The organism is Escherichia sp. E10V10 (assembly GCF_004211985.1).
Taxonomy (GTDB): Bacteria; Pseudomonadota; Gammaproteobacteria; order Enterobacterales; family Enterobacteriaceae; genus Escherichia.
The window spans coordinates 17,527-35,835 of record NZ_RHJO01000029.1 but is presented as its reverse complement, the minus strand read 5'-3'; the positions used below and the strand labels follow the sequence as shown (position 1 = coordinate 35,835).

20 protein-coding genes are annotated in these 18,309 nt (G+C 50.3%); 10 read left to right on the top strand and 10 right to left on the bottom strand.

The window, feature by feature from the left end; all coding sequences use genetic code 11:
- Positions 1-129: 129 nt before the first annotated feature.
- From tdcA to cyuA, 9 genes are all read left to right on the top strand, one after another.
- Complete coding sequence (gene tdcA / locus D9736_RS20785) at positions 130-1,068, top strand: transcriptional regulator TdcA (RefSeq protein ID WP_130210820.1); 939 nt, start codon at positions 130-132, stop codon at positions 1,066-1,068.
- A 96-nt stretch (positions 1,069-1,164) separates the two neighbouring features.
- A complete protein-coding gene (gene tdcB / locus D9736_RS20780) occupies positions 1,165-2,154 on the top strand; it encodes a bifunctional threonine ammonia-lyase/L-serine ammonia-lyase TdcB (RefSeq protein ID WP_130218297.1) in 990 nt (329 codons plus the stop codon).
- 21 nt (positions 2,155-2,175) lie between these two features.
- Complete coding sequence (gene tdcC, locus D9736_RS20775; protein ID WP_130210806.1) at positions 2,176-3,507, top strand: threonine/serine transporter TdcC; 1,332 nt, start codon at positions 2,176-2,178, stop codon at positions 3,505-3,507.
- Positions 3,508-3,532: 25 nt separating this feature from the next.
- A complete protein-coding gene (tdcD, locus tag D9736_RS20770; RefSeq protein ID WP_130259083.1) occupies positions 3,533-4,741 on the top strand; it encodes a propionate kinase in 1,209 nt (402 codons plus the stop codon).
- 33 nt (positions 4,742-4,774) lie between these two features.
- Complete coding sequence (gene tdcE, locus D9736_RS20765; RefSeq protein ID WP_130218293.1) at positions 4,775-7,069, top strand: 2-ketobutyrate formate-lyase/pyruvate formate-lyase; 2,295 nt, start codon at positions 4,775-4,777, stop codon at positions 7,067-7,069.
- 13 nt (positions 7,070-7,082) lie between these two features.
- Entirely contained in the window at positions 7,083-7,472 is a 390-nt protein-coding gene (locus D9736_RS20760) for an enamine/imine deaminase (protein WP_064529572.1), read from the top strand.
- A gap of 69 nt (positions 7,473-7,541) precedes the next feature.
- Positions 7,542-8,906: an L-serine ammonia-lyase gene (gene tdcG / locus D9736_RS20755; RefSeq protein ID WP_130259082.1), complete on the top strand. Its 1,365-nt coding sequence runs from the start codon at positions 7,542-7,544 to the stop codon at positions 8,904-8,906.
- Between the two features lie 277 nt (positions 8,907-9,183).
- Positions 9,184-10,515: an amino acid permease gene (locus tag D9736_RS20750; RefSeq protein WP_130218289.1), complete on the top strand. Its 1,332-nt coding sequence runs from the start codon at positions 9,184-9,186 to the stop codon at positions 10,513-10,515.
- A gap of 27 nt (positions 10,516-10,542) precedes the next feature.
- A complete protein-coding gene (cyuA, locus tag D9736_RS20745) occupies positions 10,543-11,853 on the top strand; it encodes a cysteine desulfidase (protein WP_130210816.1) in 1,311 nt (436 codons plus the stop codon).
- 130 nt (positions 11,854-11,983) lie between these two features.
- On the opposite strand, the gene yhaL is transcribed toward cyuA, so the two are convergent.
- Both yhaL and D9736_RS20735 read right to left on the bottom strand, forming a co-directional pair.
- On the bottom strand, positions 11,984-12,148 hold the full coding sequence (yhaL, locus tag D9736_RS20740; protein WP_130210466.1) for a protein YhaL: 165 nt from the start codon (positions 12,146-12,148) through the stop codon (positions 11,984-11,986).
- Between the two features lie 21 nt (positions 12,149-12,169).
- Entirely contained in the window at positions 12,170-12,871 is a 702-nt protein-coding gene (locus D9736_RS20735; protein ID WP_130259081.1) for a pirin family protein, read from the bottom strand.
- A gap of 104 nt (positions 12,872-12,975) precedes the next feature.
- On the opposite strand from D9736_RS20735, the gene yhaJ reads away from it, so the two are divergent.
- Positions 12,976-13,872 carry a DNA-binding transcriptional regulator YhaJ gene (gene yhaJ, locus D9736_RS20730; RefSeq protein WP_130218285.1) on the top strand — a complete coding sequence of 299 codons (897 nt, stop codon included), beginning with the start codon at positions 12,976-12,978 and terminating at the stop codon, positions 13,870-13,872.
- Between the two features lie 33 nt (positions 13,873-13,905).
- Here yhaJ and D9736_RS20725 read toward each other — a convergent pair whose 3' ends face one another.
- The 8 genes from D9736_RS20725 to mzrA all read right to left on the bottom strand — a co-directional run bounded on the left by D9736_RS20725 (position 13,906) and on the right by mzrA (position 18,306).
- A complete protein-coding gene (locus D9736_RS20725; RefSeq protein WP_130218283.1) occupies positions 13,906-14,274 on the bottom strand; it encodes a DUF805 domain-containing protein in 369 nt (122 codons plus the stop codon).
- Positions 14,275-14,556: 282 nt separating this feature from the next.
- Entirely contained in the window at positions 14,557-15,543 is a 987-nt protein-coding gene (gene yqjG, locus D9736_RS20720; protein ID WP_130210378.1) for a glutathionyl-hydroquinone reductase YqjG, read from the bottom strand.
- A 246-nt stretch (positions 15,544-15,789) separates the two neighbouring features.
- On the bottom strand, positions 15,790-16,182 hold the full coding sequence (locus D9736_RS20715) for a DoxX family protein (protein WP_063100739.1): 393 nt from the start codon (positions 16,180-16,182) through the stop codon (positions 15,790-15,792).
- 186 nt (positions 16,183-16,368) lie between these two features.
- The gene (locus D9736_RS20710) at positions 16,369-16,668 is read right to left on the bottom strand and encodes a YqjK-like family protein (protein ID WP_130210382.1); all 300 of its coding nucleotides are present in this window, start codon (positions 16,666-16,668) and stop codon (positions 16,369-16,371) included.
- A complete protein-coding gene (locus D9736_RS20705; RefSeq protein ID WP_130210384.1) occupies positions 16,658-17,062 on the bottom strand; it encodes a phage holin family protein in 405 nt (134 codons plus the stop codon). The genes D9736_RS20710 and D9736_RS20705 overlap by 11 nt, the downstream gene beginning before the upstream one ends.
- 2 nt (positions 17,063-17,064) lie before the next feature.
- Positions 17,065-17,370 (bottom strand): YqjD family protein, encoded by a 306-nt coding sequence (locus D9736_RS20700; RefSeq protein ID WP_064529583.1) that lies wholly within the window; start codon positions 17,368-17,370, stop codon positions 17,065-17,067.
- Positions 17,371-17,407: 37 nt separating this feature from the next.
- Positions 17,408-17,776, bottom strand: coding sequence for a DUF1090 family protein YqjC (gene yqjC / locus D9736_RS20695; protein WP_130259079.1), 369 nt, complete (start codon positions 17,774-17,776; stop codon positions 17,408-17,410).
- 146 nt (positions 17,777-17,922) lie between these two features.
- The gene (gene mzrA, locus D9736_RS20690; protein WP_130210390.1) at positions 17,923-18,306 is read right to left on the bottom strand and encodes an EnvZ/OmpR regulon moderator MzrA; all 384 of its coding nucleotides are present in this window, start codon (positions 18,304-18,306) and stop codon (positions 17,923-17,925) included.
- Positions 18,307-18,309: the final 3 nt, after the last annotated feature.

Below are 18,309 nucleotides of genomic sequence, written 5' to 3'. Positions count from 1 at the left end.
AGATTTATATTGATTTAAGTAGATGCCTGGAAAGCAATTGGAAGTTAATTTGTGAGTGGTCGCACATATCCTATTCATTCCATTTTGATACACTTCATGTCGTCAATGAGGTAATTAATGCAGGTCGATATGAGCACTATTCTTCTTCCTAAAACGCAGCACCTGGTAGTCTTTCAGGAAGTCATCAGAAGTGGCTCTATTGGCTCGGCTGCAAAAGAATTAGGTTTAACTCAACCTGCTGTAAGTAAAATCATTAACGATATTGAAGATTATTTTGGCGTGGAATTAGTGGTACGGAAAAATACCGGTGTAACGCTGACACCAGCCGGTCAATTGTTGCTCTCACGTTCCGAATCCATTACCCGCGAAATGAAAAATATGGTTAATGAGATAAGCGGTATGTCCTCTGAAGCCGTGGTGGAAGTCTCATTTGGTTTTCCTTCGCTAATTGGCTTTACCTTTATGTCCGGGATGATCAACAAATTCAAAGAGGTGTTCCCGAGAGCACAAGTCTCAATGTATGAAGCACAGTTGTCCTCGTTCTTACCTGCTATCCGCGACGGACGCCTCGATTTTGCGATTGGTACGTTAAGTGCAGAGATGAAGCTTCAGGATTTGCATGTTGAGCCGCTGTTCGAGTCCGAGTTTGTGCTGGTGGCCAGCAAGTCCCGAACATGCACCGGCACTACCACGCTGGAGTCGTTGAAAAACGAACAGTGGGTGTTGCCGCAAACTAATATGGGATACTACAGCGAACTTCTCACCACGTTACAAAGAAATGGCATCAGTATTGAAAACATCGTTAAAACCGACTCAGTCGTGACAATTTATAATCTTGTTCTCAATGCTGATTTCTTAACCGTGATTCCTTGTGATATGACTTCACCTTTTGGTTCTAATCAATTTATTACTATTCCGGTTGAAGAAACGTTGCCCGTGGCGCGATATGCCGCGGTATGGTCAAAAAATTATCGTATTAAAAAAGCAGCATCGGTTTTGGTTGAACTAGCCAAAGAGTATTCATCTTATAATGGGTGTAGACGAAGACAATTAATAGAAGCTGATTAGTTATTTGTTTTTTCTCAAACATAAATAATCCACCTGTCTTTTTTCGGGTGTCGGTTACGGTTACCTACATATTTAATTCAGGTTAAGAGGTTTATCATGCATATTACATACGATCTCCCGGTTGCTATTGATGACATTATCGAAGCAAAACAACGACTGGCTGGGCGAATTTATAAAACAGGCATGCCTCGATCCAATTATTTTAGTGAACGTTGCAAAGGTGAAATATTCCTTAAGTTTGAAAATATGCAGCGTACTGGTTCATTTAAAATTCGTGGCGCATTTAATAAATTAAGCTCTTTAACCGATGCTGAAAAACGCAAAGGTGTGGTGGCCTGTTCTGCGGGTAACCATGCGCAAGGGGTTTCGCTCTCCTGCGCAATGCTGGGCATCGACGGGAAAGTGGTAATGCCGAAAGGTGCGCCAAAATCCAAGGTCGCGGCGACATGTGACTACTCCGCTGAAGTTGTTCTGCACGGCGACAACTTTAACGACACCATCGCCAAAGTTAGCGAAATTGTCGAAACAGAAGGCCGTATTTTTATCCCACCTTATGATGATCCGAAAGTGATTGCCGGTCAGGGAACGATTGGCCTGGAAATTATGGAAGATCTCTATGATGTCGATAATGTGATTGTGCCAATTGGCGGTGGCGGTTTAATTGCTGGTATTGCGGTAGCGATTAAATCTATTAACCCGACAATTCGTGTTATTGGTGTGCAATCAGAAAACGTTCACGGCATGGCGGCTTCTTTCCACTCGGGAGAAATAACCACGCACCGAACTACCGGCACCCTGGCGGATGGTTGTGATGTCGCCCGCCCGGGTAATTTAACTTACCAAATCGTTCGTGAATTAGTCGATGACATCGTGCTGGTCAGCGAAGACGAAATCAGAAACAGTATGATTGCCTTAATTCAGCGCAATAAAGTCGTCACCGAAGGCGCAGGCGCTCTGGCATGTGCTGCGTTATTAAGCGGTAAATTAGACCAATATATTCAAAACAGAAAAACCGTCAGCATTATTTCCGGCGGCAATATCGATCTTTCTCGCGTCTCTCAAATCACCGGTTTCGTTGACGCTTAATTAATTCGTTGAGGATAGGATATGAGTACTTCAGATAGCATTGTATCCAGCCAGACAAAACAATCGTCCTGGCGTAAATCAGATACCACATGGACGTTGGGTTTGTTCGGCACAGCTATTGGTGCTGGCGTGCTGTTCTTCCCTATCCGCGCAGGTTTTGGCGGACTGATCCCGATTCTTCTGATGTTGGTATTGGCATACCCCATCGCGTTTTATTGCCACCGGGCGCTGGCGCGTCTGTGTCTTTCTGGCTCTAACCCTTCCGGCAACATTACGGAAACGGTGGAAGAGCACTTTGGTAAAACGGGTGGCGTGGTCATCACGTTCCTGTACTTCTTCGCGATTTGCCCACTGTTGTGGATTTATGGCGTCACTATTACCAACACCTTTATGACGTTCTGGGAAAACCAGCTTGGCTTTGCGGCGTTGAACCGCGGCTTCGTGGCGCTGTTCCTGCTGCTGCTGATGGCGTTCGTCATTTGGTTTGGTAAGGATCTGATGGTTAAAGTGATGAGTTACCTGGTATGGCCATTTATCGCCAGCCTGGTACTGATTTCTCTGTCACTGATCCCTTACTGGAACTCTGCTGTTATTGATCAAGTTGACCTCAGCGCGCTGACGTTAACCGGTCATGACGGTATCCTGATCACCGTCTGGCTGGGGATTTCCATCATGGTCTTCTCCTTTAACTTCTCGCCAATCGTCTCTTCCTTCGTGGTTTCTAAGCGTGAAGAGTATGAGAAAGACTTCGGTCGCGACTTCACCGAGCAGAAATGCTCACAGATCATCTCCCGTGCCAGCATGCTGATGGTTGCCGTGGTCATGTTCTTTGCCTTCAGCTGCCTGTTTACGCTGTCTCCGGCAAACATGGCGGAAGCAAAAGCACAGAACATTCCGGTGCTTTCTTATCTGGCTAACCACTTTGCTTCCATGTCCGGCGAGAAATCGACGTTCGCCACCGTACTGGAATATGCCGCTTCTATTATCGCACTGGTTGCTATCTTCAAATCTTTCTTCGGTCACTATCTGGGAACGCTGGAAGGTCTGAACGGTCTGGTACTGAAGTTCGGCTACAAAGGCGATAAGACGAAAGTGTCTTCCGGCAAACTGAACACCATCAGCATGATCTTCATCATGGGTTCCACCTGGGTAGTTGCTTACGCCAACCCGAACATTCTGGACCTGATTGAAGCTATGGGCGCGCCGATTATCGCTTCACTGCTGTGCCTGTTGCCGATGTATGCCATCCGTAAAGCGCCGTCGCTGGCGAAATACCGTGGTCGTCTGGATAACGTGTTTGTTACCGTGATTGGTCTGCTGACCATCCTGAACATCGTGTACAAACTGTTTTAATCCGTAACTCAGGATGAGAAAAGAGATGAATGAATTTCCGGTTGTTTTGGTTATTAACTGTGGTTCGTCTTCAATTAAGTTTTCCGTGTTGGATGCCTCGAACTGTGAAGTATTAATGTCAGGTATTGCCGACGGTATTAATTCGGAAAATGCATTCTTATCCGTAAATGGAGGAGAGCCAGCACCGCTGGCTCACCACAGCTACGAAGGTGCATTGAAGGCAATTGCGTTTGAACTGGAAAAACGGAATTTAAATGACAGCGTGGCCTTAATTGGCCACCGCATCGCTCACGGCGGCAGTATTTTTACCGAGTCCGCTATTATTACCGATGAAGTCATTGATAATATCCGTCGCGTTTCTCCACTGGCGCCGCTGCATAATTACGCCAATTTAAGTGGCATTGAATCGGCCCAGCAATTATTTCCTGGCGTAACTCAGGTAGCAGTATTTGATACCAGCTTCCACCAGACAATGGCCCCGGAAGCGTTTTTATACGGCCTGCCGTGGAAATATTACGAAGAGCTGGGTGTGCGCCGCTATGGCTTCCACGGCACGTCTCACCGCTATGTGTCCCAGCGTGCGCATTCTCTGCTGGATCTAGCGGAAGAAGACTCCGGCCTGGTGGTGGCGCATCTTGGCAATGGCGCGTCTATTTGCGCGGTTCGTAACGGGCAGAGCGTGGACACCTCAATGGGGATGACGCCGCTGGAAGGGCTGATGATGGGGACGCGCAGTGGCGATGTCGACTTCGGCGCGATGTCCTGGGTGGCCAGTCAAACCAACCAGAGTCTTAGCGACCTGGAACGCGTGGTGAATAAAGAATCGGGACTATTGGGGATTTCCGGTCTTTCTTCCGACTTGCGTGTACTGGAAAAAGCCTGGCATGAAGGTCATGAACGTGCACAACTGGCAATTAAAACGTTTGTTCACCGAATTGCCCGTCATATTGCCGGACACGCTGCCTCATTACATCGCCTGGATGGAATTATATTCACCGGTGGAATAGGTGAGAATTCAAGTTTAATTCGTCGTCTGGTCATGGAACATTTGACTGTATTAGGCGTAGAGATTGATGCAGAAATGAATAATCGCTCTAACGCTTACGGTGAAAGAATTGTGTCCAGTGAAAATGCGCGCGTAATTTGCGCCGTTATTCCGACTAATGAAGAAAAAATGATTGCGCTAGATGCAATTCATTTAGGCAAAGTTAAAGCACCCGCAGAATTTGCATAATTTAGTTGAAGTATTGTAGAGAGATTATTTTTCATGAAGGTAGATATTGATACCAGCGATAAGCTGTACGCCGACGCATGGCTTGGCTTTAAAGGTACGGACTGGAAAAACGAAATTAATGTCCGCGATTTTATTCAACATAACTATACACCGTATGAAGGCGATGAATCTTTCCTCGCCGAAGCGACGCCAGCCACTACGGCATTGTGGGAAAAGGTGATGGAAGGTATTCGTATCGAAAACGCGACCCATGCGCCGGTTGATTTCGATACCAATATTGCCACCACCATTACTGCCCATGATGCCGGTTATATCAACCAGCCGCTGGAAAAAATTGTTGGCCTGCAAACAGATGCGCCACTGAAACGTGCGCTGCATCCGTTCGGCGGCATCAACATGATTAAAAGTTCATTCCACGCCTATGGCCGTGAAATGGACAGCGAATTTGAATACGTGTTTACCGATCTGCGTAAAACCCATAACCAGGGCGTATTTGATGCTTACTCACCGGATATGCTGCGCTGCCGTAAATCTGGCGTATTGACTGGTCTGCCGGACGGTTATGGCCGTGGACGTATTATCGGTGACTATCGCCGCGTGGCGTTGTACGGCATCAGTTATCTGGTCCGTGAACGCGAACTGCAATTTGCCGATCTCCAGTCTCGTCTGGAAAAAGGGCAAGATCTGGAAGCCACCATCCGTCTGCGTGAAGAGCTGGCAGAACATCGTCATGCGTTGCTGCAGATTCAGGAAATGGCGGCGAAATACGGCTTCGACATTTCTCGTCCAGCGCAGAATGCACAGGAAGCGGTGCAGTGGCTCTACTTCGCTTACCTGGCGGCGGTGAAATCGCAAAACGGCGGCGCGATGTCGCTGGGTCGTACTGCATCGTTCCTCGATATCTACATTGAACGCGACTTTAAAGCTGGCGTGCTCAACGAGCAGCAGGCGCAGGAATTGATCGACCACTTCATCATGAAGATCCGCATGGTGCGCTTCCTGCGTACGCCGGAATTTGATTCGCTGTTCTCCGGCGACCCTATCTGGGCAACGGAAGTCATCGGCGGGATGGGGCTGGACGGTCGTACCCTGGTGACCAAAAACTCCTTCCGTTATCTGCATACACTGCACACCATGGGGCCAGCACCGGAACCTAACCTGACCATTCTGTGGTCGGAAGCATTGCCGATTGCCTTCAAAAAATATGCGGCACAAGTCTCCATCGTCACTTCTTCTTTGCAGTATGAAAACGACGATCTGATGCGTACTGACTTCAACAGCGACGATTACGCGATTGCCTGCTGCGTCAGCCCGATGGTGATTGGTAAGCAGATGCAGTTCTTCGGCGCACGCGCTAACCTGGCGAAAACGCTGCTGTACGCAATTAACGGCGGGGTGGATGAGAAGCTGAAGATTCAGGTCGGCCCGAAAACAGCACCACTGATGGACGACGTTCTGGACTACGACAAAGTCATGAGCAGCCTCGACCATTTCATGGACTGGTTGGCAGTGCAGTACATCAGCGCGCTGAACATCATCCATTACATGCATGACAAGTACAGCTACGAAGCCTCACTGATGGCGCTGCACGATCGTGATGTTTATCGCACGATGGCATGTGGTATTGCGGGCCTGTCGGTGGCGACGGATTCACTTTCCGCAATTAAATATGCTCGCGTGAAACCGATTCGTGATGAAAACGGCCTGGCGGTGGATTTCGAAATCGACGGCGAATATCCGCAGTATGGCAACAACGACGAGCGCGTAGACAGCATTGCCTGCGATCTGGTTGAACGCTTTATGAAGAAAATTAAAGCTCTGCCAACCTATCGCAATGCTGTGCCGACTCAATCGATTCTGACTATCACCTCTAACGTGGTGTATGGCCAGAAAACCGGGAACACGCCGGACGGTCGTCGCGCCGGAACACCGTTCGCGCCGGGCGCTAACCCGATGCACGGTCGTGACCGCAAAGGGGCCGTGGCTTCGCTGACCTCCGTTGCCAAGCTGCCGTTCACCTACGCCAAAGACGGTATTTCGTACACCTTCTCAATTGTCCCTGCGGCGCTGGGTAAAGAAGATCCGGTACGCAAAACCAACCTTGTCGGCCTGCTGGATGGTTATTTCCACCACGAAGCTGATGTGGAAGGTGGTCAGCACCTCAACGTCAACGTTATGAATCGGGAAATGTTGCTGGATGCCATTGAGCACCCGGAAAAATACCCGAACCTGACAATCCGTGTCTCTGGCTACGCCGTGCGCTTCAACGCACTGACCCGTGAACAGCAGCAGGATGTGATTTCACGTACCTTTACCCAGGCGCTTTGATGCCGGAGGATGTATGAAAAAGATTATCGAAACGCAACGTGCGCCAGGCGCAATCGGCCCGTATGTTCAGGGCGTTGATTTAGGCAGTATGGTATTCACCTCCGGGCAAATTCCGGTTTGCCCACAGACAGGGGAGATCCCTGCGGACGTGAAAGATCAGGCGCGTTTAAGTCTGGAAAACGTCAAAGCGATCGTGGTTGCTGCCGGGCTGACCGTTGGCGATATCGTGAAGATGACGGTGTTCATTACCGACCTTAATGACTTTGGCACCATCAATGAAGTCTACAAGCAGTTTTTTGACGAGCATCAGGCGACCTACCCGACACGCAGCTGCGTGCAGGTAGCGCGTTTGCCGAAAGATGTGAAGCTGGAAATTGAAGCTATCGCGGTACGCAACGCATAAAGCTCCTGAGCGGGGCGATCGCAGGGTCGCTCCGCTCCTCTTCACGAACGGCAATCCGAGGGTGTGGATATGATTAGTGCATTCGATATTTTCAAAATTGGGATTGGTCCCTCCAGTTCTCATACCGTGGGGCCAATGAATGCCGGAAAAAGTTTTATTGATCGACTGGAGAAGAGCGGCTTATTAACCGCGACGAGCCACATTGTGGTCGATCTTTATGGATCGTTGTCACTGACGGGCAAAGGTCACGCCACGGATATCGCTATCATCATGGGACTGGCAGGAAATAGTCCGCAGGACGTTGTTATTGATGAGATACCTGCATTTATGGAATTAGTGACGCGCAGCGGAAGGTTGCCGGTGGCAGCGGGCGCACATGTCGTTGATTTCCCAGTGGCAAAGAACATTATTTTCCATGCGGAAACGCTGCCCCGTCATGAGAATGGGATGCGTATTACCGCGTGGAAAGAGCAGGAAGAACTGTTAAGCAAAACCTATTATTCAGTCGGTGGCGGATTTATTGTCGAAGAAGAACAATTCGGCCTGTCACTGGATGTTGAAACGCTCGTCCCTTACGATTTCCATTCAGCAGGTGAGCTGCTGAAAATGTGTGATTACAACGGGTTATCTATTTCTGGTTTGATGCTGCAAAACGAGTTGGCGCTACGTAGCAAAGCCGAAATTGATGCTGGTTTTTCGCGTATCTGGCAGGTGATGCATGACGGTATTGAACGCGGTATGAATACCGAAGGTGTGCTGCCAGGCCCGCTCAATGTGCCACGTCGGGCGGTGGCGCTGCGGCGTTTGCTGGTTTCCAGCGACAATATCTCTAACGATCCGATGAACGTGATCGACTGGATCAATATGTTTGCTCTGGCAGTCAGCGAAGAAAACGCCGCTGGCGGACGTGTTGTGACAGCGCCAACTAACGGCGCTTGCGGCATTATTCCTGCGGTGCTGGCCTATTACGATAAATTCCGCCGCCCGCTCAATGAGCGCTCCATTGCCCGTTTTCTGCTGGCGGCTGGCGCTATCGGTGCGCTGTATAAAATGAATGCCTCCATTTCCGGTGCGGAAGTGGGCTGTCAGGGCGAAATTGGCGTGGCCTGTTCAATGGCGGCGGCAGGGTTAACCGAACTGCTGGGCGGCAGCCCGGCGCAGGTGTGCAATGCGGCGGAAATCGCTATGGAACACAACCTGGGACTGACCTGCGATCCGGTTGCCGGGCAAGTGCAAATTCCGTGTATTGAACGCAATGCTATTAATGCTGTTAAAGCCGTGAACGCTGCGCGGATGGCGATGGGACGCACTTCTGCACCGCGTGTTTCTCTCGATAAAGTTATCGAGACGATGTACGAAACCGGCAAAGATATGAACGATAAATACCGCGAAACTTCACGCGGAGGACTGGCCATTAAAGTGGTCTGCGGCTGATATCTCATCCACGTTTATACTGGGGTGCACAAAATGTGCACCCTTTTTTATTGTGATCTGCCGCAAATAGAGAATAACTATTTCTCTTAGATTGATTTGATAGAAAATTATTATCCATAACTGCTATTTCAAAGTCTTGATTGTGAAGATTTTCTCTGACCTCACGCGTATCATTTCTTCATTCTAATAACTCGCCTGCAAAAAAACGTAGACCGCGTATCGCCTTGATGCGGCTCGAAAAAAATAATAAGCCCTACAAAATATTGAGCGAGAACTTATGGAAATTGCAACGAATAAAGGCGTCATTGCAGACGCTTCGACCCCGGCGGGTCGTGCTGGAATGAGTGAAAGTGAATGGCGTGAAGCTATCAAATTCGACAGTACCGACACCGGTTGGGTGATTATGAGTATTGGGATGGCGATTGGCGCGGGGATAGTTTTTCTCCCGGTGCAGGTCGGATTGATGGGATTGTGGGTATTTTTGCTCTCATCAGTGATTGGCTACCCGGCAATGTATCTGTTTCAGCGATTGTTTATTAATACGCTGGCGGAATCTCCAGAGTGTAAAGATTACCCGAGTGTCATTAGTGGTTATTTGGGTAAAAACTGGGGCATTTTGTTAGGTGCACTTTACTTTGTGATGCTGGTTATTTGGATGTTTGTTTACTCCACCGCCATCACTAACGATAGCGCCTCCTATCTGCATACTTTCGGTGTGACGGAAGGATTGCTGTCTGACAGTCCGTTTTATGGCCTGGTACTGATTTGTATTCTGGTAGCGATCTCTTCACGCGGCGAGAAACTGTTATTCAAAATTTCGACCGGCATGGTGCTGACCAAACTGCTGGTGGTGGCGGCGCTGGGTGTATCGATGGTCGGGATGTGGCATCTGTATAACGTAGGTTCGCTGCCGCCGCTGGGGCTGCTGGTGAAAAACGCCATTATCACACTGCCGTTTACCTTAACCTCGATTCTGTTTATCCAGACGTTAAGCCCGATGGTGATTTCCTATCGTTCGCGAGAAAAATCGATCGAAGTAGCGCGACATAAAGCGTTGCGGGCGATGAACATTGCGTTTGGGATCCTGTTTGTCACCGTCTTTTTCTACGCAGTGTCGTTCACTCTGGCGATGGGACATGACGAAGCAGTAAAAGCCTATGAGCAGAATATTTCCGCGCTGGCGATTGCCGCACAGTTTATTAGCGGCGACGGTGCAGCATGGGTGAAAGTGGTTAGCGTCATCCTCAATATCTTTGCCGTAATGACAGCGTTCTTTGGCGTCTATTTAGGCTTTCGCGAAGCAACGCAAGGGATCGTAATGAACATCCTGCGCCGCAAGATGCCAGCTGAGAAGATTAACGAAAATCTCGTTCAGCGCGGCATCATGATTTTCGCCATTTTACTGGCCTGGAGCGCCATCGTACTGAATGCGCCAGTGTTGAGCTTTACCTCTATCTGTAGCCCGATTTTCGGCATGGTAGGGTGCCTGATCCCGGCGTGGTTGGTTTACAAAGTACCGGCATTGCACAAATACAAAGGTGCCTCTCTGTACCTGATTATCATCACCGGTTTGTTGCTTTGCGTTTCTCCGTTCCTGGCATTTTCATGATTTACCTGAACTTTTAAGGTTTTTATTATGTTTGATTCGACTTTAAATCCGTTATGGCAGCGTTACATCCTTGCAGTTCAGGAGGAAGTAAAACCGGCGCTGGGATGTACTGAACCGATCTCACTGGCGCTGGCGGCGGCGGTTGCTGCGGCAGAACTGGAAGGTCCGGTTGAACGTGTAGAAGCCTGGGTTTCGCCAAATCTGATGAAGAACGGTCTGGGCGTTACCGTTCCCGGTACGGGAATGGTGGGGCTGCCGATTGCAGCGGCGCTGGGGGCGTTAGGTGGAAATGCCAACGCCGGGCTGGAAGTGCTGAAAGACGCAACGGCGCAGGCAATTGCCGATGCCAAAGCGTTGCTGGCGGCGGGGAAAGTCTCGGTCAAGATCCAGGAACCTTGCGATGAAATCCTCTTCTCACGCGCCAAAGTCTGGAACGGCGAGCAGTGGGCTTGTGTCACCATCGTCGGCGGGCATACCAACATTGTGCATATCGAGACGCACAATGGCGTGGTGTTTACCCAGCAGGCCTGTGTAGCAGAGGGCGAGCAAGAGTCGCCGCTGGCGGTGCTCTCCAGAACAACGCTGGCCGAGATCCTGAAGTTCGTCAATGAAGTGCCGTTTGAGGCGATCCGCTTTATTCTCGATTCTGCGAAATTAAACTGCGCGTTATCGCAGGAAGGTTTGAGTGGGAACTGGGGGCTGCATATTGGCGCGACGCTGGAAAAACAGTGTGCACGTGGTTTGCTGGCGAAAGATCTCTCCTCGTCAATTGTGATTCGTACCAGCGCGGCATCCGATGCGCGTATGGGGGGCGCAACGCTTCCGGCAATGAGTAACTCCGGTTCTGGCAACCAGGGGATCACCGCGACAATGCCCGTGGTGGTGGTCGCGGAACACTTCGGGGCAGATGATGAACGGCTGGCGCGCGCGCTGATGCTTTCGCATTTGAGCGCGATTTATATCCATAACCAGTTACCGCGTTTGTCTGCGCTGTGCGCTGCAACGACCGCCGCAATGGGCGCCGCTGCCGGGATGGCATGGCTGGTGGATGGGCGTTATGAAACCATCTCGATGGCGATCAGCAGCATGATCGGTGATGTTAGCGGTATGATTTGCGATGGCGCGTCGAACAGTTGCGCGATGAAGGTTTCGACCAGTGCGTCGGCGGCGTGGAAAGCGGTGTTAATGGCGCTGGATGATACCGCCGTGACCGGCAATGAAGGGATTGTGGCGCATGATGTTGAGCAGTCAATCGCCAACCTGTGCGCGCTGGCAAGCCATTCAATGCAGCAAACGGATCGGCAGATTATCGAGATTATGGCCAGTAAGGCCAGGTAAGCGCCGGATTTCGGATGTTATACCTGATGCCGGATGCGATGCTGACGCATCTTATCCGGCCTACGGATTGTGCAATTTGTTGGTTTTGTAGGCCGGATAAGGCGTTTACGCCGCATCCGGCAATCTGTTTTTATGCGGTAGCTTCATCCTCGGCTAACCGTATTTCGGCGTCGGCGACTATCGCCTCCAACTCACTCAACATCTCTTCATAGCCAAAACTTTTGGTAGCGCGGGTGGTTTCTTTCGCTGCAACGGACTTTACTGGCTGACGTTTTTTCGCCGATTTTTTACTCATCATCTTCTCCCTGTAAAAAAACTAGACAGGTAAATCTATCAGCAAAGCGCGCAGCGGGGAATCAGCAACGAGTGTAATGTTAGCCTCGTCACGAATAAATGCGCCATCACCGCAGGTCAGCGCTGCTTTCTCTTCGTGATGCGTAAGCGCATGAAATTGACCGTGGATCGATTGCAAATAAGCACGCGGACCGTGCAGTTGAAAGTTCGCGCTTTCTCCCTCGGCGAGCACAATATGATGCAGCCACACCTGCTGGCGCAGTTGCAGGCTACCTTTCGCGCCATCTGGCGAGGCGATTAATTGCTGTTTATCCATATTTAGCGCCAGTTTTTGAATCAGCGGATTCTCCCGTTGTGGGCAAGCATCCAGCCAGAGCTGCATTCGCGTTAACGGTTTGTCCTTGCTGATATTATGTTCGCTATAACTCACGCCCGGCTGAGTAGAAAGCAATAAGGCTTCACCGGCGCGGGCCTGAACATGATTACCTTCGCTGTCCCGATACTCTGCTTCTCCGTCGAGAATCACATTCAAAATATCAACTTTTGGGTAGGTACGTGGCTGGAAGGCGGCCCCTGGAGCCAACACTTCCTGGTTAAGCACGCGCAGGGAGGCATAGCCTAACAATTTAGGGTCGAAGTAGTGTCCAAAGGAAAAAGTATACCGGGCCTGCAACCATCCGTAGTCTGCTTGTCCACACTGCCTGGCAGTTCGGGTAGTAATCATAATTCTTGACCTCTCTTTACTTCCTTTTATGGTAAGGGGCTGGACGCTACATTGTTAGCCAGATATTCTGCCCGGTATGTTCAAATTTCCTGAATGAGAACGAAATGGCCAAAGAAAGGGCATTAACGCTGGAAGCACTAAGGGTTATGGATGCGATCGATCGCCGTGGTAGTTTTGCGGCGGCGGCCGATGAGCTGGGACGCGTGCCTTCCGCGCTTAGCTACACCATGCAAAAACTGGAAGAAGAGCTCGATGTGGTGCTGTTTGACCGCTCGGGCCATCGCACCAAATTCACCAATGTCGGGCGGATGTTGCTGGAGCGGGGACGCGTTCTGCTGGAAGCCGCAGATAAACTGACCACCGATGCCGAAGCCCTCGCGCGTGGTTGGGAAACGCATCTCACCATCGTGACTGAAGCGCTGGTGCCCACGCCTGCCTTTTTCCCGTTGATCGACAAACTGGCGGCTAAAGCCAATACCCAACTGGCAATCATCACCGAAGTGCTGGCGGGGGCGTGGGAGCGGCTGGAACAGGGGCGAGCAGATATTGTTATCGCGCCGGATATGCATTTTCGTTCCTCGTCGGAGATCAACTCTCGTAAGCTTTACACCTTGATGAACGTCTACGTGGCAGCGCCTGAGCACCCGATTCATCAGGAGCCGGAACCGCTTTCTGAAGTGACGCGCGTGAAATATCGCGGAATTGCAGTGGCAGATACTGCTCGTGAACGCCCGGTATTGACCGTACAGTTACTGGATAAACAACCTCGCCTGACGGTCAGCACCATTGAAGATAAACGTCAGGCATTGCTGGCAGGGCTTGGCGTCGCAACGATGCCGTACCCGATGGTAGAAAAAGATATCGCTGAAGGGCGTTTGCGTGTAGTTAGTCCGGAATCGACCAGTGAAATCGATATTATTATGGCCTGGCGTCGCGACAGTATGGGAGAAGCAAAATCCTGGTGTCTGCGGGAAATTCCAAAGTTGTTCGCTGGAAAATAATCTATAAAGCACCTTTCACAAGGTGCTTAATTATTATTCCTGTTCCAGTTTTGGATCAGGTCCAAAGCGGTTTTCGCCTGGTGTCCCCGGCTGGCAGTTAAAGATGATGATAATCAGCCAACCGATAAACGGAATTAAGAACAGTAGCACCCACCATGCTGAACGGTCGGTGTCATGCAGGCGACGGAACTGCACTGCCCACCACGGCAAAAACACCAGAATGCCGTAGATAGTCGTCAGGATGCCTTCGCCACCGGCACGTTGCCAGCCCAGCATTTTATCCAGCAGTCCCAGCACGAGCGTAAAGATGATGTTGACCAGAATAAACATCCAGTACTCTTTGCGCCGTGCACGCCCCCGGAAACCGACATAATTTTTTAGTACTTTCAGATACCAGTCCATTTTTGCCTCAATTTTGCTCAATCACTTGTTTTTAAAGCAGCAAATTAAGAATAGACATGAATGAATTTGCAGTAAATATTACCGTTATGAATTAATAAGGCGCTGTGAAGGATAAGGGCAAGCGCAAAATCGCCAGATACGCTACGCTTATCTGGCCTGGGCGGGTTCTGCAATATATTGAATGTACAATGTTTTGTAGGTCAGATAAGGCGTTCACACCACATCCGACATAACAACACGCACTTAGCCAACAACCAGAGGCACCACGAAGGGGGCCTTTGTTTAACCGAAGCGAACATCCCGCCCGTGCGGTTCATCGAGATCCTGCCACGGGCCAATCGAAATAATTCCCGTTGGGTTGATGGTCTTATGGCTGCGGAAGTAGTGATTACGGATATGGTCGAAATTGACGGTTTCGGCTATTCCCGGCATCTGATAGATATCGCGCAGGAAGCCATACAAATTCAGGTAATCGCTGATACGGTGCTTATCGCACTTGAAGTGGGTGACATACACCGGATCAAAACGAACCAGCGTGGTCCACAGGCGAATATCGGCTTCGGTTAACTGGTTACCCGTCAGGAAGCGATGCTGCCCTAATATCTGTTCCAGTCGCGCCAGCGATTCAAACACTTTCACCACCGCTTCGTCGTACGCTTCCTGGCTGGTGGCAAAACCAGCTTTATAGACGCCATTATTTACGGTGTCGTATATCCAGCCGTTAAGTTCGTCAATTTTAGTTTGCAGAGCAGGGGGGTAATAATCACCCGCTTTTGCGCCCAGCGCATCAAACGCAGTATTGAACATGCGGATGATTTCTGCTGATTCGTTGCTGACAATGGTGTGATTCTTTTTGTCCCACAGCACGGGGACAGTAACACGTCCGCTGTAGTGTGGATCAGCGTGGAGATAAAGCTGGTACAGGAATTCATGTTGATAGAGCGTGTCGCCGGTTGCCCCCGGGAAACTGTCATCAAAGGTCCAGCCGTTTTCCAGCATCAGCGGATTCACCACGGAAACGGAAATAAACGGTTCCAGTCCTTTGAGTTTACGCATGATCAGCGTGCGGTGCGCCCACGGGCAGGCGAGTGAAACATAGAGATGATAACGATCTTTTTCTGCGGCAAAACCGCCTTTGCCAGTGGGGCCTGGCGCGCCATCGGCAGTGAGCCAGTTACGAAATGCAGAAGCTGAACGTTGAAATTTACCGCCAGTGGATTTGGTGTCGTACCAGGTGTCATGCCAGACGCCGTCAATCAGTTGACCCATTTTTCTCTCCTCCAATAGCAAAAACGAGGAGCGTTTCTCCTCGTTTGAGACTGATGGCAAACGCAAAACTGCCTGATGCGCTATGCTTATCAGGCCTACGAGGTTCTTGCAATATATTGAATTTGCATGTTTTTGTAGGCCGGATAAGGCGTTCACGCCGCATGCGGCATGAACAACGCGCACTTTGTCAACAATCTGCAACGAGGAGTTTCCCCCTCGTTTTTTATCGCTAAGTATAGCGCGTGCTTACCACTTTTTATTCAGCAGACGGTCGATGCTATACGCGCCCGGTCCGGTAATCGCCAGCAGCAGGAATCCGCCAGAAATAGTCAGGTTTTTCATGAACATCAGTGAGTTGACGCCTTCGGCAAAGTTGCTGTGAAATAAAAACGCCGTCAACAGTGTAAAGCCAGCGGTAAACAGCGCGGTGGTGCGAGTCAGGAAACCGAACAGGATTGCCAGACCGCCACCGAACTCAAGCAGGATCACCAGCGGCAGCATAAAGCCCGGGACGCCCATTGCTTCCATGTATTGTTGAGTACCTGCATAACCGGTAATTTTCCCCCAACCTGCGCTAATAAACAGAATCGGCATTAAAATACGTGCTACCAGTACACCAACATCTTCTAATTTTTTCATCTTACTCTCCACTGCGCCGCTCAGGCTGCTGATTGTTTTTTTCTGCAAGAGCGCGGTATTAGCGTCATTGCTGTCGATGGAGAGAATAATAAACGTGGTGAACGATGATTGTTAGCAAGGAAAACTGTCAAAAATCTTCAAATTTTTTGAGGGATAAGGCCGGAATGATTCCGGCCAGAGAGGTGATTAACCGCGAAGCTGTTGCTGATTGAGGGTGGTTTTAACCAGACGCCACGCACTCCAGACGCCAAAACCGCGCCTGGCCCAGCGGACCAGCATATTCGGATGGCGAATCGTCCAGATAGCCATCACGCTGCTGCCGACCAGCGCCCAGGAACGCAGGCTCAACAGCATATTCCAACGACGATCATAGGCACCCGTTGCCTCCAGCCAGTCACGCCGACTGGCTGAAAGATCCAACCGTTGCTGCTGGATCTGACGAAGCAGCTGTGCCTTACGTTGTTCACGTTCGACTTTACCGCTCACGGGACTCCTCCTCGAGAAGTTGTCGATCGTTTGCCAGTTCGTGACGCGTATGGCGCAGCAAGGTGGATTTGCGCGACTTGCGTAATGTCCAGATACCGCCGATGAGTGCCAGAAGCAGCAACACCACAGTGGTGGCAATCATTGCATTCAGGCGATATTGCGGATCAACTGCCCAGATAATCAGCACCATCAGGCTCATAAGACCAAATGCAGCGAAAAGCATCGTCAGGCCGAGCATCAGTAAAAGTTGAAAGATATTGGCTTTTTCTTCTTCCAGCTCAACCACCGCCAGCCGCAGACGCGTCTCCACCATTTCGACCATGATGGTTACAATTCGCTGCCCGATTCCCAGAACGCTTTTACCGGGCCCTTGCGCGTGATGAGTGTCCGCCATAATTAACGACGCGACAGCAGAACGCCCAGCACCACGCCGATGGCTGCGCCAATACCAACTCCCGCCCACGGATTTTCACGCACATACTCATCGGCACGCGCCGCCGCGACACGGGTTTGTTTGGCAATGGCATCACCGGTTTCACCCAGGCGATAACGGCTCTGTTTCAGTGCCTGCTCCGCTTTGCTACGAATCTTACTCAGCTCTTCTTTTGACTTTTCGCCAGAGGAGCTAAGCACCTCTTCCAGCGTATCGGACAGGGATTTTAACTCAGCACGCAGGTGTTCCGTAGTGTGTTCTTTCGACATAGTTTTCTCCAGGTGAGTAAGTATTAACTATTGGGGATTAGTAGTCGCGCGCTTCCAGCTTTTTCAGCTCTTCCTGCGCTTCTGCCAGTTTCCGTTCGCGTTTAGCAATCTTATCCGCATCGCCTTTTTGTTTCGCCTCGGCTAAATCATGTTTGCGTTCTGCCACTTCATCTTTCTGCTTCGCGATTTTCTTTTGATGATCGGTACGCAACTGGTTATCTGAACAATTCGCCCGCACTTCGCTAAGGGCTTTGTTCAGGCCGTTGATACGATTCTGGTTTTGATGTTTTTCGGCATAGCTGATCTCCTTAAGGATATTTTGCTCCTTTTCCTGACAAAGGGTAGTGGCATAACTACTGACACTAAGAGCAAAAAGAGAAACAGCTAAAGCGATGCGGTATTTCATTCTTGAACCTTCCATTGTGACTCGGACCCATTACAGAGGAACGATTGTCCAGACAACGAGGCGGTGGTATTAACCACCGCCTTATTAATCATAGACAGTAACGGTGAAATCACCAAAGTGAGTGATATGTTTCGGATAACAGGAAGTTATCCGAAGCGATGAGAATTGTCCCGCAGCCGGGTCAGCCATTGCATGGCCTGATTATTATCGTCCTGCTGCGCAATGATGTAGCCATGAGGCAATGTTCTGTCGAGGACCGCTTTGGCGGCGGCGCTTTGATCGCTGGAATCAAACGTAATCAACAGAGTGTCATTCTTAGGGGTGATGCTTTTGAAAGGAATTCCATGAGCATCAAGGTGATGCCAGATGGAAAAACCGTCCGGCATCGTCGTCCCTTGATGAATGGCGCGGATCGCCAGCGTGGATTCTTGTTGACGAACCGCAGACCAGGCCAGCAGCAGCGTGCCAGCCAGCAATATAGCAGCGCCGAACCAGGCTAGCTGGCGAAGCGACATGCGAGGTATTTGCATCCT